Here is a 22334-nt window from a genome sequence, read left to right as displayed (position 1 = left end):
GAGGTGCAGTAAGCGGGGTAGGCACGGCGAATTTTGAGCGCGCCGCGCAGGTGGCCTGGGATCAAGGAGGAAAGGCGCGCTGTTCGACCAGCACGCTTGCTGACAGTCCAGTGGACTGTCAGCGCTGGGAGTTCGCGCCTGGCCTTGATTTCAGGCTGCCTGCGCGGGTAGTCCCGAAGGGACCGCAGCGATTATTCGCCGTGCCTACCCCGCTTACTGCGCCGTCACAAGAAAGCATGAAAACAAGAACATAAAAACGAAAAGACGAAAAAAGCAAAAGGCCAAAACCTATGTCACACAGGCATAGAATCTGAAAGCATGAGACTCTGAAAACTTGGCAATCACAAGATCACAGCTAACAGCTTCACAAAGCCAGCCGACGCCCACTCTCAAAGCGCCGCATCCGCCCAGAGAAAGGATCCACAAACTCAATCCCGCGCGCCAACAACTGCAAAGGCCGACTGAAATCATCATCCTCCGCATAAGCCCCCAACACAGGATAAAAACCATCATTGCAAATAGGCATACCCAAAGCACTCATATGCACCCGCAACTGATGCTTACGCCCCGTATGCGGTAACAACCGATACCGCCCCAGGCCGCCGGCCAACTCTTCCATCAACTCAATACACGTCTCGCTATTAGGCTCACCCGCTACCTCCTGCATCGTAAAGTGGCCCTCGCGCGCCTGCAGACGGCTGCGATGAACCAAAGGCAAGGCCAAGCCTTCACGCCGGCCAGCCACCGCCTCGTATTCCTTCTTCACATCGCGCGTCTGGAATAACGCCTGGTATGCCCCGCGGCTTTCAGCGTCTGCGCAGAACAGCAGCACCCCTGCTGTATCCCTGTCCAGCCGGTGAATCGGACTTAACATCGGCAGATCCAGCGAACTCCGCAAACGGATCAATGCCGTTTCCTGAAGGTATCGGCCACCAGGAATGCTGGCCAGGAAATGCGGCTTATCGACGACCACCAGGCGGCTATCGCGAAACAGCACCGGCAAATCAAAAGGTACAGGCACTTCGACGGGAACTTCGCGGTAATACCAAAGCCAACGCAAAGGCTGGTAGGGGCTATCCAGCGTTTGCACTACACCAGCGTCGTCGACAATATCGCCGCGCGCCAACCTGGCACGCAGAATGTCCGGCGGTATATGCCTGAAACGTTCAAGCAGGAAATCGAGCATGCTCGCCCAGGGACCTTGCGGTAAATGCACGCGACTGGGCGCAACGCCATTACGCATGGGCAAAGGGGCGCTGCGCACAAAATCGATACGACGGCTTGTCCTCAAGCCCTACACCGTCCAGTCGAGTATCACTTTTCCGCTCTGGCCCGACAGCATCGTATCGAAGCCGCTACGGAAATCGCTGACTGAATAGCGATGGGTAATAACGGGAGACAAATCCAGCCCGCTTTGCAGCATGGCCACCATCTTGTACCAGGTCTCAAACATTTCGCGACCGTAAATGCCCTTGATTTCCAGGCCTTTGAAAATAACCTGGTTCCAGTCGATGCCAAAACCTGATGGAAGTATCCCCAGCATGGCAATCTTCCCGCCATGATTCATCTGCTCGAGCATGGAAGTAAAGGCGCTAGGCACACCCGACATTTCCAGTCCGACATCGAAGCCTTCTGTCATGCCCAGCTCTTTCATGACATCGGGCAATGCTTCGCGAGATACGTTCACCGTGCGGGTCGCCCCCATGGTCTTGGCAAGATCCAGGCGATAGTCGTTGACATCGGTGATGACGACATTGCGAGCGCCTACGTGCCGGGCAATCGCCGCAGCCATGGCGCCGATCGGCCCCGCGCCGGTAATCAACACGTCCTCCCCGACCAGGTTGAATGCCAATGCGGTATGCGTCGCGTTGCCAAAAGGATCGAAAATGGCGGCCAGTTCGTCCGGCACATCATCGGGAATTTTGAACGCATTGAAGGCTGGGATCGCCAGGTAGTCGGCGAATGCACCAGGCCTGTTCACGCCCACACCCTCGGTGTTGCGGCACAGATGCCGCCGCCCGGCGCGACAATTGCGGCAAAAACCGCAGGTGATATGGCCTTCGCCCGATACCCGGTCGCCAATCTTGAAGCCGCTGACCTCCTGACCGATTTCAACAATCTCGCCCACGTACTCGTGACCCACATGCATAGGTACGGGTATGGTTTTGCTGGCCCAATCGTCCCACTTCCAGATGTGAATATCCGTGCCGCAAATGGCCGTCTTCTTTATTTTTATCAAGACATCGTTATGGCCGACAACAGGCCGCTGAACGTCTGTCAGCGTCAGGCCGACAGCGGGTTCAAGTTTTGCGAGGGCTCGCATGATGTGCTCCAGAAAAGCGTGAGACTTAATTATAGAAGCGACCGCGGCAGCATGAAATCCGCTTCAGGTTTGCTACGCAAGCGACGCTGTACTAAGCGATGACGCCCAGGCGGCGGCCAACCTTTTCAAAAGCGGCAACGGCTGTGGCGATGTGCTCGGGTGTATGGGCGGCACTCATTTGGGTGCGTATACGCGCTTGCCCTTTGGGCACCACAGGGTAAGAAAACCCGATGACATAAACGCTTTCCTGCAAGAGCTCATCGGCCATGCGCCCTGCCAGCTGCGCGTCGCCAAACATGACGGGAATAATGGGATGTTCGCCGGGAACAAGCTGGAAACCCAAGGCCGACATCGCCTGGCGAAACTGCTGCCCATTCGCGTGGACCTGCTGGCGCAATGCCTTGCCTTCGTCGCTTTGCAGTAAAGCCAGCACCCGCAACGACGCCGAAACAATAGCCGGTGCCAGCGTATTGGAAAACAGGTATGGTCGCGAGCGCTGCCGCAACAATTCAACAACGGATTCGTGCGCCGCCACATACCCGCCCGACGCACCGCCCAGGGCCTTGCCCAGCGTGCCGGTAATAATATGGACCCGGCCTTCCACGCCGCAATATTCAGGCGTGCCGCGACCATGCTCGCCAATAAATCCCACAGCATGAGAGTCGTCGACCATGACCATGGCATTGAATTCGTCGGCCAGATCGCAAATGGACTTCAAGTCGGCAAGAATGCCGTCCATGGAAAAAACGCCGTCAGTAGCAATCAGCTTATAACGTGCGCCAGCGGCATCGGCTGCCTGCAACTGCGCACGCAGATCGACCATGTCGTTGTTGCTGTAGCGATAGCGTTTTGCCTTGCACAGACGCACGCCATCGATAATGCTGGCATGGTTCAAGGCATCGCTGATGACGGCATCGTTTTCATCCAGCAGCACCTCAAACAGGCCGCCATTGGCGTCGAAGCAACTGGAATACAGTATGGCATCGCCCATTTTCAGGAAGCCGGCCAGGGCCTGTTCAAGCTGTTTATGTCCTGTTTGCGTGCCGCAAATAAAACGTACGGAAGCCAGCCCAAAGCCGGCGTCGTCCAGCCCCTGCTTGGCGGCCTCGATCAGGCGCGCATCGTTGGCCAGGCCCAGGTAGTTGTTTGCACAAAAATTCAGCACCCGGGCCCCGTCGGCCAAGCCAACCTGCGCCGATTGCTGACTAGCCATTACGCGCTCGGCTTTGTAAAAGCCGTCGGCGCGCAATTGTTGGACCTGCTGCTGTACGTGATCGAGAAAAGAGCTTTGCATGACAAGGCCTGCCCGCTGAGGAAAAGAGCTTTAGTTTACCTTTCTATGCTGCAACAGCCCCCGCCTCTTGCGCCCGCAATTTACGCCCCTGGCGCACCCATATGAATGCCAGGACCAGGAAGGCCGGGATATAAGACCAGAACTCCGATGGCCTTGAGGGGTTGGGGATCTTGACTTCGGCGATGTCCCAACCTTGCTCCCATCCAGCACGCCGAGCCTGGCTACCGAAACGTACGGCGGCAATCTGGGCCTGGTCTCCCATGGCCATTACTGTCAGGCCCGCCGCGGAAAGCCGCTGCAGCGCCGCGGAATCGCCTGTGGCCGTGCTGTCTTCCGGCAATGCGGCTAATGGCACCGCCACCGTTTTCTGCAAATCGTCGCCTTCCAGATTCATGCCATGCAGCACCGCCACCAACCTGCCTTTAGGCGGCATCTCGGCGGCAATTTTCAGCAGTTCCGAGGCGGGACGTGTTTCGTACTTGGGCGACACGTAATTCATGAGCCAATCGGGTCTGAACAAGATAAAAGTGACCGCAAGCAAAAGCACCACCTCGGTCCAGGAGCATTTAACCCGCATCCACTTCATTGTGGCGGCCGCGAAGGTCAATGAGGCCAGGGTAGCGCCGCCCACGACCAGGGTAAGTTCGACCCAGCCGTCAACGTCGATAAGCAGCAACAATGGATTGAAGATGAACATGAAAGGCAATACGGCCGTACGCATGGCATACATCGTGCCCTTGATACCGGTTTTAATCGGATCTTCGCCCGAAATGGCGGCGGCCGCGAACGTGGCCAGCCCCACCGGCGGTGTAATGTCGGCCATGATCCCGTAATAAAACACAAACATGTGCACAGCGATCAAGGGAATAACAATGCCGCTTTGCGCACCGAGCTCAACCACCACAGGGGCCATTAATGTGGCCATGAGAATATAGTTGGCCGTTGTAGGCATGCCCAGGCCAAGCACCAAGCAGACCGCTGCGGTAAAAAACAGCATGACCAGCACATTGCCCATCGACACCAGTTCGACAAAGGCGGTCATTCGCAAGCCCAGGCCGGTCAGCGTAATGGCGCCGACGATCAAGCCAGCCGTACCGCAAGCAATGGCAATGCCAACCATGTTGCGGGCGCCTTCTTGCAGGCCATTTACCGCGTCCGAGAAACCTACCCGCACCATAGGCGCGACGGTTTGCTTGCGAAACCAGGCGATAAGCGGCCGCTGCGTGACCATTTGAACCAACATGGCAACGACGGCCCAGAACGCCGAAAGTCCGGCAGACAACTGCTCTACCGACAAGCACCAAACGAGGATGCCAATAGGTATCAGGAAATACAAGCCCGCACGCACCGTCGGCCAGGTTTCGGGACGCGTCGGGTTGGTGATGCTGATTTCGGTAGGAAGATCAGGGTGCTTGGCGGAAATACGCAGCAGCCACAAATACAAGGCCACCAGCAAACCAGTCAGTATCCATATGGCGGCGGCGCCGGCTACCGCCTGTACACCCACGCCTATCCAGTAAACCAGCCCCATGACGATCAAAGAACCGGCGATGCCCATGCCCCACCCTGCCAGTTTCTGCAGCAAGGTGCGCGGCTTGCCCGCCGACATCATGGGTTGTATGCCCAATTGCAAGGCTTCCAGATGGACGATGTAGAACAGAGCAATGTAAGAAATGCTGGCAGGCAGCAACGCGTGGCGAATGATATCGGTATAAGGAATGCCCACGTACTCGATCATCAGGAAAGCTGCCGCCCCCATGACTGGAGGCATGATCTGCCCGTTCACAGACGAGGCGGTTTCAATAGCGCCTGCGCGTATGCCGCCATAGCCGGCTTTTTTCATGAGCGGAATCGTGAAAATACCGCCAGTGACCACGTTGGCTACGGACGATGCCGACACGATGCCATTGACTGCCGATGACACCACGGCAACCTTGGCCGGGCCGCCGCGCAGGTGCCCCAGCATGGCGAAAGAAACCTGCATCATGTAATTGCCGGCGCCGCAGCGGTCAAGCAGCGAGCCCAACAATACAAAAATGAAAATATAAGAGACCGATACGCCCAGTGCTACGCCATAGACCCCCTCGGTGGTAAGCCACATATGAGAGACCAGGCGTTCGATCGAGGCCCCGCGGTGCGCCAGAGCATCAGGCAGCCAAGGGCCAAGAAACACGTATGCAACAAACAGGGCACCAAGAACAGCCATGGGCGCACCCAGCGCGCGCCGCGTGACCTCCAGCAGCAGGACCAGGCCGATGGCGGCAACGGTGACATCCATCACCGTGGGTATCCCGGGCCGGCTCGCCAGTTCCTTGTAAAACAAAAACAGATAAGCACCGCAAAATCCGGCAATCAGGGCCAGCAACCAGTCATACCACGGCATCTGGTCCCGCGGCGAGCTCTTACGCGCCGGATAAGCCAGATAGCCCAGGAACATGGCAATGCCTAAATGCAGGGCGCGTGCTTCGGTATCGTTGAAGATACCGAAGTTGAATGCAAACGGCAGCGGCGAGGCATACCAAAGCTGGAACAAGGACCACAGCACCGCGCCCCCGAAAAGCACCGCCCCGGTAATCCCTCCTACATTACGCCCTCCTCGGTCAACATCGGCGACTAACTGCTCGAGATTGGCAGTGGTTTGATCTTTAGTGATGTCAGGAAGAGGTGTTGTACTCATGCTTGTTCCGTATTGTGATGCAAAGGGGCGCCCGGCGAGGAGCGCCCTAACTATCTGTCAAAAGGCGCTTACAGCAAGCCCTTTTCCTTGAAGTACTTTTCAGCGCCAGGATGCAAAGGCGCCGACAACCCGTTCTTGACCATATCCTTGGCTTCAAGGTGGGCCAGGGCGGGATGCAGTTTCTTGAATTCTTCGAAATTCTCGAAGACCGCTTTCACGACCTGGTAAACCGTTTCATCTGGAACATCGGATGAAGAAACAAATGTGGCCAGCACGCCGTAGGTATTGGTTTCCTGCGGGTTGTTGGGATACAGGCCGCCAGGAATGCTGACTTTGGCGTAGTACGGGAATTCAGCCACCAGCTTGTCAACGACAGGACCTGTCATGGAAACCAGTTGAGCGCCGCAGCTTGTGGTGGGATCCTGGATATTGGCCGATGGGTGGCCTACACCATACAAGAAGCCATCTATCTTCCCGTCGCACAAGGCAGGGCCATGTTCGTCGGGACGCAATTCAGAAGCCAGCGAGAAAAAGTCCAGCCCTACACCCTTGGTCTTGAGGAATTGCTCCATCGACGCACGGGTACCCGAGCCAGGGTTGCCGACGTTAAAGCGCTTGCCTTTGAAGTCGTCGAACGACTTGATATTGGCTTCTTTGCGTGCCACAACAGTGAACGGCTCAGGGTGTATGGAAAAAACGGAACGCAGTTTCTTGTAGGCGCCCGCATCCTTGAATTGCCCTTCGCCGTTGTAGGCGTTATAGCCTACGTCCGACTGCACGACGCCCAAGTCCAGTTCCCCGGCCTTGATGGTATTGATGTTGAAGACGGATCCGCCAGTCGATTCTACCGAGCAGCGCAGGCCATGATCCTTGCGGTCTTTATTGACCAAGCGGCAAATAGCGCCACCGGCTGCGTAATAAACGCCGGTAACGCCACCGGTACCGATACTGACAAACTTCTGCTGCGCAGCGGCAGGCAACGGCGATGCCAAAGCGGCAAACATGGCAGCTGCGCCTGCGCTAAATGCTAATCGCTTAGTTAAAGGGGTCTTGAAAAATGTACGCATAGCGCTCTCTCCTTTGGGAACCTAAACGCGGGCTGATTGTGGTTTCAGCCCTGCGAATGTGATGAATCAGGATGATGGAGTAGGAAGTTGAAAACAAAGTTACAACCAAGACGTGTATGCTAACGCGCCAGCGCCGTATGAAATGATATTTTTCACTAGGGTTTGCCCTGACAGCAAACTGAAGGTTCCGCCACTTTTCTTTTACGCACGCACGTATTTGAACGTGCCCACCGCTGTAGCCAATAGCTCGGTATCGTCCAGCCACACCTCTGCACGGGCAAAGAACACACTGCGGCCTTTGCGCACAATGTAACCTTTGGCCACCAGGGTAGCGCCATCGCCGCTGCTGATAAAGTTGGTCGTCAAGGACAAGGTCAGGCTGCGCAAAATGGGCTCGCCAGGCGGCGAATAAAGCCCGCAATAACCGCAAGCCGCATCCAGCAACGTGCAGATAACGCCACCATGTATACGGCCCGTGCGGTTACCCAATTCTGCGGAGGTGTCCAGCCGCATCTCGGCATGCCCTGGCGACCACGAGGTCAATTCAACACCGAGTTTTTCAAGAAAAGGGTTATCAATGGGAATGGTAGCGGTACTAAGGTCGATCATGGTTACTCCGAGCCTCACATATCGTATGAGAGAGGTTGACATTGATTGTCGGAATCCAGTCCCGACAGAATAATAAATACTTTCACTTGGGCGTCTCGGCGCCCTCCGCGCCCACAATCAGTTCCAGCCTTTCATTTTCGAAATCGGCGTGCAAAGGCTCCAGGGCCGGCATGGTTTTGTTCGCCTTGGACGAGAGCTCATTGAACCTTGAAGTTTTTCCGTACAGCCCTTGCTGCCCAGCCACGGCCTTCACAGTTTCGTTGTACTGCCTACTGACAGTATCCAGATTACTTCCCAGTTTTTTCAGCCGCTCGGCGACGATGACGACTTGATTATAGATTTCGCCGGCGCGGGAGCTCAATTCGTGGGCCTGCTCATTGCTGCGCGCGACCATCCACAAGTTGGCAACTGTTTTAAGTATTGGCATCAGCGTGGTATGCGACACCATGATCACATTGCGACGATAGCCGTAGTCGAACAAACCCTTGTCATGCTTCATGGCTTCGATATAGGCAGGTTCGATGGGCATGAACATCAACACAAAGCTGGGACTGCGCATCTGGATCAGGTTGCTGTAGTCTTTCTTGCTCAGGTCATCAATGTGATTGCGTACCGCCTTGGCGTGGGCATCGAGCGCCATCTGGATCTCAGCGTCGGTTTGGGCGGCAATGGCGCGATCGTAGTCGACCAGCGATACCTTGCTGTCTATCACCATATGCTTTTGATCGGGCAGCTTGATGACAAAATCGGGATGGCGATTATTACCTTGCTCGTCCTTGAAGTGTGCCTGCGCTTCATAGTGATCTCCCGCGGCCAGGCCGGCCAACTGCAGGGTGCGCTCAAGCTGAACTTCGCCCCAGTTGCCGGTGGTTTTCTTGTCCCCTTTCAGGGCCGTAGCCAAGGTATTGGCTTCGCTGCTGATTTTCATGCCAGCTTCCAGCACGCGCTTGATTTCCGAGCTTAACGATACATTGCCACGTAGCGTTTCGTCATGCACTTGGTTGACCCGTTTCTGGAAGCCGTCGATCTGGTCGCGAAACGGCTTAAGCATGGCATCGAGCGAACTTTGGCTGTTCTGCGCAAAAGTTTTGCCCTTTTCCTCCAGAATCTGGTTGGCCAGATTTTGGAATTCGATTTTCAGCTGCACCTTCGAGTCTTCGAAAGCGCTCTTCATTTCCAGGAAACTGGACAGTTTTTCGTTATGTATGGCCTGAAGTTCGGTCAGTTCATTATCCAGTTGCGCGGCGCGCTGGCTGAGCCCTTGCAAATCGCGGTCCTTGATCGCCAAGCTGTCCTTGGCCTCTTCCAGCCGTTCGCGCAGGTTTTGCACTGTCGTCTCGCTGCGTGCCAGTTCACGGTCTATATTTTCTTTTTCGGCACGCACCAGGTTCACGCTGCGGCGCGACAAGATGAAGGCGACAATAGCCCCTGACAAGACGCCAGCGATGGCAAGCAATATGCCTGTCAGTTCGGGGGTAAGGTGATTCACTAAGTCTTCCTTCCGGTTGCACAATAAAGCCCGGCACTTATATAGCCAGGCGACATGATAAATTACTACTGGTACCTTAAATCACTTCTCGTTGCTATAAGAGTCAACGAAAGTTACAGCTCAGCTTAAGCGAATCTCTGGATTGCATCATGCGTAACATTTTCATAGGTTTGGCCAGCGCCATTGCGTTGGGCACTGCCTTTACAGCTGTAGGCCAGACGGCGGCACTCTGGCCGCCTGCCGACAAAGCGGTGCAAATCATAGTGCCCGGCCCTGGCGGTGGCAGCACTAGCGACAGCATCGCCCGCCTGATCGCGGACGAGCTGGGCAAACGACTCAAGGGCAATTTCATTGTAGAAAATCACGCAGGTGTCAACGGTAATATTGGGGCTGGCATTGCAGCTGAAGCCAGCAACGACGGTTCCAAGCTATTGTTTTCCTGGGCAGGCACCCTGGCGGTCAGCCCCAGCCTGTACAACAAATTGCCGTTTAATCCTCAAAGCAGTTTCGATGCCATTGGCTTGATTGCCACAGTCCCCAACGTGTTGATCGTCAGCAATAGTATGCCGGTACACAACATGGCCGAATTCACCGATTACGTCAAACAGCATCCTGGCGTCGTCAACTTCGGCTCTACCGGCAATGGCAGCTCCATGCATCTGGCGGGCGAGCTGTATATGGGCGAAACGTCTACGAATATGGTACATGTGCCCTATAGCGCCCCAAGCCAGGCCACTAATAACCTGGTATCCGGCGAGATCCAGTCCATGTTCCAGCTGATCCCCGGTATTATCGGCCAGATCAAGGCCGGTAAAGTCCGGGCCCTGGGCGTCATGGCCACCGAACGTTCCAGCGCTCTGCCCGATGTGCCGACCATGGCCGAACAAGGCTACCCGAATTTGATTTCCTCGACCTGGTTTGCGCTTCTTGCGCCCAAGGGTATATCGGCCGATATCATAGAACGCTGCAATCAGGCCTTGAACGAGATTCTGCAAGACCCCGAAGTCAAACAGAAACTCGCCGCCATGGGCGCCATAGCCCTGGGCGGCACCCCTCAGGATCTGGACAGGCGGCTGACATCCGATTTGAAAAAGTGGCAGAAAATCATTCGCGGCGCCAATATTCATGTGCAATATTAGTAAGGTAAGCCAGACGGCGGCATCCGACCTACAATAAACCTGACTATTGCCATCAACATTTTCGACTCGACAGCAAACTTTCCCGGAGGCTGCCATGCCTGAAACCATTGGATGGGTAGGACTAGGAAAAATGGGTATGCCCATGGCGCAGCGCCTTTTGCGAGAAGGCCACCCACTATATATCTGGGCTCGCAATCCCGAGCAAACGCTCGGCCTGCGTAAACAGGGCGCTCGCATCGCGACCGACCTGGTCGAACTGGCCCAGCGCTCCCAGACGCTTATTACTATCCTGGGCGACACGCACGACGTGGAAAGCGTCTATAAGGGGCTGCAGCCGGGCGTCCAGCCCAACACCGTCTTTATCGACATGACCACCGCCGCGCCGCACGCAGCGCCCGTGCTTGCCGAAATGATCACAAAAAAGGGTGCGCACTTCCTGGATGCGCCGGTCACGGGAGGCGTGGCGGGGGCAGTCAACGGGACGCTGACCCATTTTGTGGGCGGCAATGCCGACATTCTGCAACGCAGTTCAGCCCTGCTTGCGCAACTAGGGCAACGCGCGGTTCATTGCGGCCCGGCCGGTTCGGGTTACCGCATGAAGCTGGTCAACCAGACAATTATTGCCGGTATTTTCCTGGGGCTGGCCGAAGGCATGGCTTTGGCGCGCGCCAGTCATTTCGATATCGAACTCCTGACAACCGCCCTGAACAAAGGCACTGCCTCGGGCATGCTGTTTAATTCGTATGCGGAACGCATGATGCAAGGGGGCGGCGACATCACCTTTACCCTGGGACTGCTGCGTAAAGACTTACGCCTGGCCGAAGCGGAAGCCGAGCTCCATCAAAGGCCGTCCCAGTTCCTGAAATTTGCGGTGCAGTGCGTGAACACGGCATGCGAACGCTTTGGCGCGCATGCCGGAATCCAGATGCTTAGCCAACTGGACAGCTAAGCGGCGGGGAACACCGGCTCGCCCAAGTTCAGCATCAGGCGATTAGCCCAGGCAAAGATCGATGTGGCATGCAGCAAATCCAGGATGTCCGCTTCGTTCAGGCCGACATTTTTCAAAGCCTGAATATCGTCAGGCCCGATTTCGTCGGGGGCCTCGGTCAGGCGGATCGAAAACTGCACAATCGCTTTCTGGCGGTCGGTGTCGCCAGCCGTGCGCGGATCCTCGAACACCTGGGTTACCGTCACGTTTTGCTTGGCCAACTGTTCGAACCGCTGGGCATGCACCGATGCGCAATAGACGCAGCCGTTAAAACGTGAAACTGTCAGGGCGCCAAGTTCGCGGTCAGCCCTGGCCAAGCCACCCGGTGCGTACATGATGGCGTTATAGGCTTCGGAACGCTGCTTCAAGATGGCAGGCTGATGCGCCAGCAATAGATAGTAGTCAGACTCTTTGGCCTGAGGATGGCTCATTTCCAGCACGGATATCTGTTCGGGCGTTGCCGTATCGACATTGACCACGTCCAGCCATGCCTTCCACCCTAGCGTTTCGTTGGTAAAACCATGGTTCTTGATGATGGTGCTCATGGTCGGGCCTCCAGGGCTTTCATAGCTTGCAGACCCGCCACAAGGCGGGTTTGATAGGACAAAAAGGCAATCAGTTGCGCCAGCGTGACAATATCAGGCGTAGAAACGCCTGCCGCCTGCAAAGCTTGCACTGCGGCTTGGTCGCCTTCAACCGGTTTATCAATCAGTTTGCCGGTAAAGACCAGCAAGGCAAGCAGGCGACCTTGGGGTAGCCGGCTCAAATCATTGTCGCTTAACGCGGCCAGCATTGCGGCGTCAGCACCATGCTTGAAGGCAGCCTCGCGATAATGCGTACACAGCGCCGAAGACCTGGAAAGCACGGATGCGTAATAAGCCACCAGCAACCGTTCCTGTATCGTCAAACCTGCTGCCGCCGGATCAAAGAACAGCTCGTAGCTGCCCTGCGTGGCGCCAGACACTTTTTTCCGCGCGTGACGCGTTGCGTATAACGCGCTGGCCGGCGTCAAGCCCACCACGTCATCGATCAAATCAGTACCCGACAAGGGATTCACATTGCCCATCACATTCCTTCCTGCTGCGAAATACAAAAACAAACACGGCTATTCAGCGGCCGTCCATTCGTCGCCGAACACTTCAGGTTCATTAAAAGCCTGAAGCTCGGCAAAGTGTTCGCGAATATTCTCGCCATAGAGCAAGCTGGCGATGCCCTTGGACAATCGCGCGGCACCATCGCTGATGGCGGGTATATCGCCCGAAACCGTGCCGTGGGTAAGCGTTGCAGGATAACAAAAACAATGCACCCGCGACAGGCCAGGCAACGAGCCCGGCGTTTTCTCCTGAAACTCGAAGCTGGGCCCGAGGTCGGGCGAATCGGATAATTCCTGATCATTGTCGCCTTGATCCGGTTGGTAACGGTCTGACCAGACACGCAGATGCCGCGCGATCGTGGCGTACTCGGGGCGACTGTGCCAGTCGATCATGAAACCGGTGGATAGCACCAGAAAATCCAACTCAAAAATCTGTTTGGGTGTCTCGACCCGCAATTGCCGCCCATCTTCGAGCACCCTCAATACAGGCGAACCCAAATGGAAACGCGCATTGGCATGCTGCGCAACGCGCAGCACACTGGCCCTGGGTGGGGGAACCTGCTGCACATTGATGTAATGACGTATGCGCCACTTCCAGTCATCCGGCAAATCAACATACCCCTGCACAAAACCCGGGCTGCCCGCGCCTTTGCTTTTATTGACGCGCGGAATATCTTGGCGCCTTATCAGCACATCGACACTGGCTGCTGCATTTTCGAGCGCAGTGCCGGCACTGTCCATGGCCGAGGCCCCGGCGCCCACCACCCCAACCCGCCGCCCGCGCAATGTGGAGTAATCCATGGTGTCGGAAGAATGTGCCCAGAAGTCGCGGGAAATGCCTTGGACAAACGATGGCACACTGGCCCCGCCCAGTCCCGCCCGTCCTGTGGCCAGGACCACGCGCCGCGCATACACCGCATGCCCGCCCGAAGGCGTCTGCATTTGCAGCTCCACGTGACCATGGTGAGGAATAATCTGAGTTACGTTGTGCTCGTTGCAGATGTCGACGTTCATGACGCCGCGATACCAGCGCAAGTACTCCATCCATTGCAAACGCGGGATTTTATCCAGTTCGTTCCAGGCCGTAACGCCGAACTGCGCTTCGAACCAGGCGCGAAACGTAAGCGCCGGAAAACCCAGGGCCGGCCCGGTGAGCTGTTTGGGCGAACGCAAGGTTTCCATGCGCGCAGTGGTGGCCCAGGGCCCTTCGTATCCTTCAGGGGCGCTATCGTAAATTCGCGCCACGATACCCAGATTTCTTAGGGATGCTGCGGCAGCCAGACCCGCCATGCCGCCGCCGATAATGGCAACGTCCAGCAGCGGCTGATCGTTGACGGTGCCAGGCGGCACCCAGGTTTTGGCTGGCAAATCCAGCCAGGCAAGATCTTGCGCCAGGCGCTGTTCCAACGCGGCCAGGCCGACCGGATTTGAACTGGATGTGCTCATTATGGATAACTCTGTGTCACGTTTAAAGAATAGCCGATTCTAATACGAGACACGCACCTGCCTACGCCGCGCCTTCATCCCCGTACAAATCAGGCTCCAGAGTATCGATAATTCTGGGCAAACCGCTGGAGTCGCCCGGCACGAAGTTGGGGATGCACGCAATGGAGTAATCCCACATGGCATTGATAAACCATCGGCCTTCCTCGGACACCTTGCGATCACAATGCGTTATAGCGCCGACCATGAACGGCACGTGCGAATCGATAGGCCGATACACCACATCTTCGTGCGCCATGCTGGCGGCGGTAAAAGGGTCAATAAGCGCTATACCCACGCCGGCGCGCACCAACATCAACGCACTGAGAAATGATGTGGCTTCAATATGGCGGCGAGGCTTAGCGCCGGGAAGGGTCTGCACCAGCGCTGTCGACAGACGATGCCGCAGGCCAGATTTATTCGACATGGTTATGACCGTATTGTTGCCAAGGTCGGCCAGACGGATAACCTCGCTGTCGGCCAGAGGGTGGTCGCTGGGCAAGGCCATGACGCAAGGCGCCTGCCCTGACCACTCGAGCTTGCAGCGCCCCAGATCCTGCGGAAGACTGGTCATACCGATATCGGCCAAGCCGTCGGCCACCGCATCCACGACCTGTTCGGACGCCAGCGTGTCGATATTCATTTTGTGTTCGAAAACCCGAGCGGTTTGTTCCAGCCGCCCCATAACCGCAGGCACAAGCGTGGAACTAAGCGTGAAAGTCGCCGCCAGCCTCAGCGGACGAGGCTCGCCGCGAGCGATTTCATGGGTGCGCGTGTCCAGTTGCTGCAGGCCGGCGAGCACATTGCGGACTTCTTCATAAAATTGCCGGCCTTGATCGGTAAGCGTTACCTGCGGCCTGGTCCGGGTAAACAAAGTAAAGCCCAGCTCGTGTTCGAGATCCTGGATCTGGCGACTGACGACGGGTTGTGAACGGTCAAGCAAGCGTGCTGCCGCGGTCACGCTACCCGCGGAGTACACAGCAGCAAATGCCTCGAGCTGGCGAATTTCCATGATGTTTAGCGCTACCGCAAATTACGTGCAAACCGCACAATATGTACATTGTACATTTCGAAACTTTATTTATTCTTTGATAGCAAACCTATCATCCCGCACCACGGATCAATTTCCGGCTTTCTTAACCCCAAAACAATGCTCCATAGCCGGAAACGCCCCAGTACGCACATCATTCGCATATTGCTCGACGGCTGTGCGGATTACGGCGCCGACGTCGCAGTACTGCTTGGCAAACTTAGGTATCCGCGAACCACTCAAGCCAAGGATGTCTTCGGTCACCAGGATCTGACCATCGCAAGCAGGAGACGCACCTATCCCTATAGTGGGAATGGCAAGCGTTTCAGTGATGCGCCGGCCCAAGGCTTCGGCAACCCCTTCCAGTACGACGCCAAACGCGCCAGCCTGCTCGTGCGCCACGGCATCCTTCAGTATCAGTTCTGCGGACTCCTCAGTCATCCCTTGGGCTTTGAATCCACCCATCGTATTGACATATTGCGGCATAAGTCCAACGTGGGCCAATACGGGAATACCCCGTTCCACCAGGAAACGCGTCGTATCGGCCAGAACCGCGCCCCCCTCCAGTTTGACGCCATCGGCGCCGCTGGCGGCCAACATGCTTGCCGCGTTCTCGAAAGCCTGCTGAGGCGACTGCTGATAGCTGCCAAAAGGCATATCGACGATGACGCAAGCATGACTGGTGGAGCGCACTACCGCGGCCGCATGAGCAGCCATTTGCTCGGGCGTGATCGACAGGGTATTGGGCAGGCCGTAACCCACCATGGCGGTAGAGTCGCCCACCAGTATCATATCCAGCACTTCGTCGAGCAGCCTGGCAAAAGGCGCACTATAAGAGGTCAAAGCCGCGATTTTCCGCTGGCCTTTGCATGCCATAAGCTGCGGCACGCTGACACGTTTTACCTGACTATGTACACTCATCTAAAACTCCTGAAATCTGGAAGATCGTACGGGAAGACACCAAATGAAGCTTTCCCGCAAAGTAAGGTCCGTATAATCGACCGAAACACACCAAAGAACAAATCGCCCGCCGGACACTGCACTATGGAGAGCAAATATGCCAAATACTCAGAACACCGTATCATTCCATGATGGCCGCAGCGCCCCGCAACTAGGCTTGGGCGTCTGGCAAGTCGAAGATGATATAGCCTCTTCTGTTGTACAAAGCGCTATCGATCTCGGTTACCGATCTATCGACACAGCTGCCATTTATGGCAATGAAGCCGGTGTCGGCCGCGGGATCGCCGCCTCTAATATTAAGCGCGAAGACCTTTTCATTGCCACCAAGCTCTGGAACGACCAGCATGGTCACGACATTACCAAGATCGCTTTTGAGCAAAGCCTGGACAAGCTAGGCCTGGACTATGTCGATTTATACCTGATCCACTGGCCCGTCCCCAAGGTTGACCGTTTTGTCGAGGCATGGGAGAGCATTATCCAACTGCGCGATGAGGGGCGTGCCAAATCCATAGGTGTTTGCAACTTCAATGTTAATCACCTGGAAAAGTTATTGGACGAAACCGGCGTGTTGCCGGTGGTCAACCAAATTGAACTGCACCCTCACTTCCAGCAGGCCGAATTGCGTGAGTTTCATGCCGAGCACGAGATTATCACAGAGGCATGGAGCCCCCTGGGGCGCGGCAGCCTGTTGAACGAACCCACCCTGAGTGCCATCGCCCATAAATACCAGCGCTCGGTAGCGCAAGTCATTATTCGCTGGCATACGCAATTAGGGCACATGGTCATACCCAAGTCCGTGAATCCCGAGAGACAAAAAGAAAACCTGAACGTTTTCGACTTTACGCTGGAAGACCAGGACATGGCAGCCATTGCCGGGCTGGACAAGCCTGATGGCCGCAGCGGGCCCGATCCTGAACTGTTCCACTTACCCAAGAAATAAACCGCGCTTTCATCGTGTAGCCCCATCACAAATGGGGCTACGACACTTAAATCAATAATGCGGCGGCTTTTCGTGTGTATAAGCGTCAGGCTCGGCGCTGTCGCTGCCTGTTTCGCCCAACCGCTTCACCAAGGCTGTGCATAATGCACGCAACTCATCAATCTGTTTTTGCTGCTGATACACCAAGTGGCTGAGCTCTTGCGTCAGGTCGTCCTGACTCGTCACCTTGATTTCGATTTCTATCAAGCGTTCTTCAATATTCACGCTGTCTCCGGTAACTTTGAAAAAGGTATTCTAGCCGCGTGGCGTTCGCAATACGGCGCTTGTCGCGCGATCAAGACCCGGCAATGTCGTGGTTCTCAAGTAGCATGACCAGCTTGCAGTCCAGTTGCGTTGCCAGGCGGAATGTAATCTGCTGGTAACGCAAGATGCCGGCGTCGGGATGCTGGAACTCGCGCAAGCCGCCTTCACGATCAACAACAGTATGGCGTGTCCACCAATGCGCGAACACAGGACTGGATTGCAACAACTCATCCAGTACAGCTCGCACCGCCGGCTCATCGACATGGGCGGCCGCATCGGCGCGAAATTCAGCTACGACGCGGCTGGCGCGCTGGTCCCAGTCGACCACCAAGTCGCGCGCGGCCGGATCGCTGAAGATATACCGCAACAAATTGGGATGCGGGTCGCGGTCGGGCCAACCGTTGAATAAATGCAGCAAAGCCTTGTTGCGTGCGAGTACGTTCCAGCAGCGGTCCAGAATATAAGCCGGCGCGATAATGCTATGCACGCAGTCGGCCAGCCCCATCGGCAAAGGATGCGCATGGCCACGATCATGTTCGGGATCGGTACACTCGGCCAGTTCGAACAAGTAATGACGTTCGGCCCGCGCCAGCCCCAGTACTGAAGCCAGCCTGGCCCATACGCTGGGCGACACGGACACATCGCGCCCCTGTTCTATCCAGGTGTACCAAGTCACGCTGATGCCGCACAACTGAGCAACCTCTTCGCGCCGTAAACCCGGGGTACGGCGCCTGACCCCAACGGGCAAGCCAACCGTTGCAGGTTGCACGCGGGCTCTGGCGCTACGCAAGAAATCCCCCAGCACTTTGCGCCGCGCAGAATTGGCCTGATCCGCTGATGAAGGCGAAGCGACGGCAGGTGTTCTTGGTGCCTTCTCGTTCATATGCTCCCCGTCGCCCTTTACCCCTACCTTAAAACACTGGCCAGACTTCTACGCACATCATCTTCATCACGCCCGCTACGCTGTATATAGTCCTTGACCTGATCGTCGCTGATGTTGCCGACGTTAAAGTACTGCGACATTGGATGGCTTAAATAAAACCCCGACACGCTGGAAGCGGGAAACATCGCATAGCTATCGGTAATCTGCATATCGATATCATCGCAGTCCATGACCCTGAACATTTCCTTTTTCACCACGTGCTCGGGGCATGCGGGATACCCGGGCGCCGGACGTATGCCTTGGTACTTCTCGGCAATGATCTCTTCGTTGGGCAGGCTTTCATCGGGCACATAGCCCCACAGATCACGGCGCACGCGAGCGTGCAGGGTTTCCGCGAAGCCTTCGGCCAAGCGGTCGGCAATCGCTTTGAGCATGATGCTGGAATAATCGTCGTTGTCATCCAGGAAGCGCTTATCGTGCTTTTCTATGCCCAGACCGCCGGTAACGGCAAACATCCCGATGTAATCAGTGATGCCGCTGGATTTAGGCGCAATATAGTCGGCCAGGCATTTGTAATCGATCCCTTCGCGCTTTTCTTGCTGCTGGCGCAGGTTACGCCAGGTAAACAAGACTTCCGAACGGGATTCATCGCGGTAAACCTCGATGTCCTCATCATTGACGGTGTTGGCGGGATAAAAGGCAATCACGCCATTGGCGGTCAGCCAGCGCCCGTCTATTACCTTTTTCATCATGGCCTGGCCCTCTTCCAACAGCTTGCGGGCCTGCTCGCCTACGACCTTGTCATCGAGAATGGCGGGATACTGGCCAAACAGGCTCCAGGTCTGGAAGAAAGGAGTCCAGTCCAGGTACTTCAATATCTCGGTAAGATCGTAGTTCTTGAAGGTGCGACGGCCAATGAACTTGGGACGCGGCGGCGTGTAATTGGCCCAATCTATGACCGGACGGCCGGCACGGGCGACTTCCAGGCTGACCATAGGTGTCGCTTTACGGTTCGCATGACGTGTACGCACCAATTCGTACTCTTGCGCCAGGTCAGCCAGCCAGGTTTCGGCGCCATCGGACATCAAGTGCGTAGCGACTCCCACGGAACGGCTGGCATCGGGCACATAAATTACCGGCCCCTCGTAGTTAGGCGCAATCTTCACGGCGGTATGCACGCGGCTGGTGGTCGCCCCGCCCACCAGCAATGGCAGCTTGCGACTGCGGAAGTACTCGTCGCGCTGCATTTCCGAGGCAACGTAAGCCATCTCTTCAAGGCTGGGGGTAATCAGGCCCGAAAGCCCCACCATGTCAGCGTTCTCTTCCTTGGCTTTGGCAAGGATCTGCGAACAAGGGACCATGACGCCCATATTCACGACTTCAAAGTTATTGCACTGCAAAACCACTGTCACAATATTCTTGCCGATATCGTGCACATCGCCCTTGACCGTCGCAATCACGATCTTGCCCTTGGCGCGCACGTCGCCGCCGGCTGCTTCAATCTGGCGTTTTTCTTCTTCGATAAAAGGAATAAGGTGAGCGACGGCCAGCTTCATGACCCGTGCCGACTTGACCACTTGCGGCAAGAACATTTTGCCCGCGCCGAACAAGTCGCCCACGACATTCATGCCGTCCATCAACGGCCCCTCGATCACCTGAATCGGGCGCCCGCCCGCATCGGCGATTTTCTTTCGTACTTCTTCAGTGTCTTCAACAATGAAGGACGTGATACCCAGCACCAATGCATGTGACAGTCGGCCTTCTACCGGCTGCTCGCGCCAGGTCAAGTCCTCTTCTTTCTTGGCGCCTGATCCCTTGACGGTTTCAGCCAGCTCAACCAGGCGCTCGGTAGGCGAGTTCTCGTCAGCGGGATCGGTTTTGCCTAATGGCACCGGCCTGTCCAGCACCACATCTTCCACCATGTCGCGCAGCTTTGCATCCAGATCGCTGTAAACCCCCAACTGCCCGGCGTTTACGATGCCCATGGTCAGGCCTTCCTGGATCGCGTAATACAGGAAAACAGCGTGAATGGCTTCGCGCATGAGTTCGTTGCCGCGGAACGAAAAGCTGACGTTGGAAATGCCGCCCGACACCCGCGCATGCGGCAGATTCTCGGTGATCCACCGCGTGGCTTCGATAAAGTCGACGGCGTAGTGATTGTGCTCATCAATGCCGGTAGCAATCGCGAAAACGTTAGGATCGAAGATAATATCTTCTGGCGGAAAGCCCACTTCATTGACCAGCAAATGGTAAGCCCTGGCGCAAATTTTCTTGCGCTTTTCGAGGTTGTCCGCCTGGCCTTCTTCATCGAACGCCATGACCACCGCCGCCGCGCCGTATTTGCGGCACAGGCGGGCGTGCTCAAGAAACGGCCCCTCGCCTTCTTTCATGGAAATGGAATTGACCACCGCCTTGCCTTGCACGCAGCGCAGGCCGGTTTCGATCACATCCCATTTGGAACTATCGATCATGATGGGCACACGCGCAATGTCGGGCTCGGACGCCACCATGTTCAGAAAACGATGCATGCACTGGGCCGAGTCCAGCATGCCTTCATCCATATTGATGTCGATGATTTGCGCGCCGTTCTCGACCTGCTGGCGGGCGACCGCCAATGCTTCGTCATATTTTTCTTCGCGAATCAGACGCAAGAACATCTTGCTGCCGGTAACGTTGGTGCGTTCGCCCACGTTCACAAACAGCGAATCGCCATCAATATTCAATGCTTCCAGGCCAGACAGGCGCGTCTTGACCGGCACCTGCGGCACTTCCCGCACAGGCAGCTTTGCCACTTTATCGGCAATGGCCTTGATGTGCTCGGGCGTAGTACCGCAACAGCCACCGGCCATATTGACCAGCCCTGCATGGGCAAACTCTTCCAGCAATGAAGAGGTATCGGCGGGCGTTTCGTCGAACCCCGTCTCGGCCATGGGATTAGGCAAGCCGGCGTTGGGATACACGCATATATAGGTGTCACAAATCTTGGACAGTTCGGCCACATAAGGCCGCATCAGTGCAGCGCCTAGCGCGCAGTTCAGGCCTATCGTAATCGGCCGCGCATGGCGCACCGAGTTCCAGAACGCTTCTACCGTCTGGCCCGACAATATCCGGCCGGAGGCATCGGTAACCGTACCTGAAACCATAACCGGCAACCGCACGCCGCGCTCCTCGAACACCGTCTCGACCGCAAAAATCGCCGCCTTGGCGTTAAGCGTGTCGAACACGGTTTCGATCAGGACGATATCGATACCGCCATCCAGCAAACCATTGAGCTGCTCGGTGTAGGCCACGCGTAGCTGTTCGAAAGTGACGTTGCGTGCCGCGGGGTCGTTCACGTCAGGCGAAATGGAGGCCGTCTTGGGTTGCGGCCCCAAGGCGCCTGCCACAAAGCGCGGGCGTTCCGGCGTGCTTGCAGCCACACAGGCTGCGCGCGCGAGCTTGGCAGACTCTACGTTCAGTTCATAAGCCAGTTCTGGCAAGCCGTAGTCGCCTTGTGCGATAGAGGTCGCACCAAAGGTATTCGTTTCAATAACATCGGCGCCAGCTTCGAGGTACTGCCGATGGATTTCAGAAATGATGTCGGGGCGCACCAGCGACAGCAATTCGTTGTTGCCTTTGACGTCTTTGTAATGTTCGGCAAAGCGGGTACCACGAAAATCCATCTCGCTTAGTTTGTATTGCTGGATCATGGTGCCCATGGCGCCATCAAGGATCAGGATACGTTCGGCAAGCAGGCGCGCGAATTCGGCACCATGCGTGTAGGAGGAAATCGGATAAGGCAATGACGGATAGGACACAAGGTCACCTGACGGTAAACAGGGCGAAGGCCCATGTAGAACAAAGAGAAGGGCTTATTGTATCGCCCGCCGATGTGGGGGTGGTTTTGGCTGGATTTCTTATTGATATGCGGGGCGGGTTGTTCCTAGCATCTGTGTTTCTTTCTTGATACGCGGGTCAACGTCCTTAGCGTCGGTGTTTCTTTCTTGATACGCGGGTCAGGTTCTGGGAGGGGATGTTTTGCTCCTCGTTGACGGTTCGGCGCCCTGCGGCGCCGAAC

At 56.3% G+C, this 22334-nt stretch carries 19 protein-coding genes; 4 read left to right on the top strand and 15 right to left on the bottom strand.

The genetic code is table 11. The features are described 5' to 3' along the window. Nucleotides 1-254: hypothetical protein (locus tag ABWO67_RS11320; protein ID WP_353151815.1), on the top strand; the 254-nt coding region annotated here is incomplete at its 5' end. A 110-nt stretch (nt 255-364) separates the two neighbouring features. On the opposite strand, the gene ABWO67_RS11315 is transcribed toward ABWO67_RS11320, so the two are convergent. From ABWO67_RS11315 to ABWO67_RS11285, 7 genes are all read right to left on the bottom strand, one after another. Next, nucleotides 365-1291: a pseudouridine synthase gene (locus ABWO67_RS11315; protein WP_353151814.1), complete on the bottom strand. Its 927-nt coding sequence runs from the start codon at nt 1289-1291 to the stop codon at nt 365-367. A 3-nt stretch (nt 1292-1294) separates the two neighbouring features. Continuing rightward, nucleotides 1295-2323: an L-threonine 3-dehydrogenase gene (gene tdh / locus ABWO67_RS11310; RefSeq protein WP_353151813.1), complete on the bottom strand. Its 1029-nt coding sequence runs from the start codon at nt 2321-2323 to the stop codon at nt 1295-1297. Nucleotides 2324-2414: 91 nt separating this feature from the next. Further along, on the bottom strand, nt 2415-3617 hold the full coding sequence (locus tag ABWO67_RS11305; RefSeq protein ID WP_353151812.1) for a glycine C-acetyltransferase: 1203 nt from the start codon (nt 3615-3617) through the stop codon (nt 2415-2417). A 43-nt stretch (nt 3618-3660) separates the two neighbouring features. After that, nucleotides 3661-6294, bottom strand: coding sequence for a TRAP transporter permease (locus ABWO67_RS11300; protein ID WP_353151811.1), 2634 nt, complete (start codon nt 6292-6294; stop codon nt 3661-3663). Between the two features lie 68 nt (nt 6295-6362). Beyond that, entirely contained in the window at nt 6363-7361 is a 999-nt protein-coding gene (locus ABWO67_RS11295) for a TAXI family TRAP transporter solute-binding subunit (protein WP_353151810.1), read from the bottom strand. Nucleotides 7362-7562: 201 nt separating this feature from the next. Then, nucleotides 7563-7970 (bottom strand): PaaI family thioesterase, encoded by a 408-nt coding sequence (locus ABWO67_RS11290; RefSeq protein WP_353151809.1) that lies wholly within the window; start codon nt 7968-7970, stop codon nt 7563-7565. 82 nt (nt 7971-8052) lie between these two features. Further along, nucleotides 8053-9459, bottom strand: a complete 1407-nt coding sequence (locus tag ABWO67_RS11285; protein WP_353151808.1) for a DNA recombination protein RmuC — start codon at nt 9457-9459, stop codon at nt 8053-8055. Nucleotides 9460-9608: 149 nt separating this feature from the next. Here ABWO67_RS11285 and ABWO67_RS11280 point away from each other — a divergent pair, with 149 nt between their 5' ends. Beyond that, nucleotides 9609-10598, top strand: a complete 990-nt coding sequence (locus ABWO67_RS11280) for a Bug family tripartite tricarboxylate transporter substrate binding protein (RefSeq protein ID WP_353151807.1) — start codon at nt 9609-9611, stop codon at nt 10596-10598. Nucleotides 10599-10692: 94 nt separating this feature from the next. Then, the gene (locus tag ABWO67_RS11275) at nt 10693-11547 is read left to right on the top strand and encodes an NAD(P)-dependent oxidoreductase (RefSeq protein WP_353151806.1); all 855 of its coding nucleotides are present in this window, start codon (nt 10693-10695) and stop codon (nt 11545-11547) included. Here ABWO67_RS11275 and ABWO67_RS11270 read toward each other — a convergent pair. From ABWO67_RS11270 to panB, 5 genes are all read right to left on the bottom strand, one after another. Continuing rightward, nucleotides 11544-12131 carry a peroxidase-related enzyme gene (locus ABWO67_RS11270; RefSeq protein ID WP_353151805.1) on the bottom strand — a complete coding sequence of 196 codons (588 nt, stop codon included), beginning with the start codon at nt 12129-12131 and terminating at the stop codon, nt 11544-11546. The two genes, ABWO67_RS11275 and ABWO67_RS11270, sit on opposite strands and share 4 nt — an antisense overlap. Next, on the bottom strand, nt 12128-12652 hold the full coding sequence (locus tag ABWO67_RS11265) for a CMD domain-containing protein (RefSeq protein ID WP_353151816.1): 525 nt from the start codon (nt 12650-12652) through the stop codon (nt 12128-12130). The genes ABWO67_RS11270 and ABWO67_RS11265 overlap by 4 nt, the downstream gene beginning before the upstream one ends. A gap of 39 nt (nt 12653-12691) precedes the next feature. Beyond that, on the bottom strand, nt 12692-14125 hold the full coding sequence (locus ABWO67_RS11260; RefSeq protein ID WP_353151804.1) for an NAD(P)-binding domain-containing protein: 1434 nt from the start codon (nt 14123-14125) through the stop codon (nt 12692-12694). 61 nt (nt 14126-14186) lie between these two features. Then, nucleotides 14187-15173 carry a LysR family transcriptional regulator gene (locus tag ABWO67_RS11255; protein ID WP_353151802.1) on the bottom strand — a complete coding sequence of 329 codons (987 nt, stop codon included), beginning with the start codon at nt 15171-15173 and terminating at the stop codon, nt 14187-14189. Nucleotides 15174-15281: 108 nt separating this feature from the next. Further along, nucleotides 15282-16112, bottom strand: a complete 831-nt coding sequence (gene panB / locus ABWO67_RS11250) for a 3-methyl-2-oxobutanoate hydroxymethyltransferase (protein WP_353151800.1) — start codon at nt 16110-16112, stop codon at nt 15282-15284. Nucleotides 16113-16248: 136 nt separating this feature from the next. Between panB and ABWO67_RS11245 the strand changes: the two genes are divergently transcribed. Further along, entirely contained in the window at nt 16249-17091 is an 843-nt protein-coding gene (locus tag ABWO67_RS11245) for an aldo/keto reductase (RefSeq protein ID WP_353151798.1), read from the top strand. 51 nt (nt 17092-17142) lie between these two features. Here the strand turns inward: ABWO67_RS11245 and ABWO67_RS11240 are convergent, their stop codons facing one another. From ABWO67_RS11240 to metH, 3 genes are all read right to left on the bottom strand, one after another. After that, nucleotides 17143-17355, bottom strand: coding sequence for a SlyX family protein (locus ABWO67_RS11240; RefSeq protein ID WP_353151796.1), 213 nt, complete (start codon nt 17353-17355; stop codon nt 17143-17145). A 70-nt stretch (nt 17356-17425) separates the two neighbouring features. Continuing rightward, the gene (locus ABWO67_RS11235) at nt 17426-18277 is read right to left on the bottom strand and encodes a helix-turn-helix transcriptional regulator (protein ID WP_353151794.1); all 852 of its coding nucleotides are present in this window, start codon (nt 18275-18277) and stop codon (nt 17426-17428) included. A 23-nt stretch (nt 18278-18300) separates the two neighbouring features. Next, nucleotides 18301-22074: a methionine synthase gene (gene metH, locus ABWO67_RS11230; protein ID WP_353151792.1), complete on the bottom strand. Its 3774-nt coding sequence runs from the start codon at nt 22072-22074 to the stop codon at nt 18301-18303. Between the last annotated feature and the right edge of the window lie 260 nt (nt 22075-22334).

Origin of the sequence: Pollutimonas bauzanensis (assembly GCF_040393045.1) — a bacterium.
Classification (GTDB): Bacteria; Pseudomonadota; Gammaproteobacteria; order Burkholderiales; family Burkholderiaceae_B; genus Pollutimonas; species Pollutimonas bauzanensis_A.
Note: the sequence above shows the minus strand (reverse complement) of the source record. Positions and strands in the feature narration are given on the sequence as shown.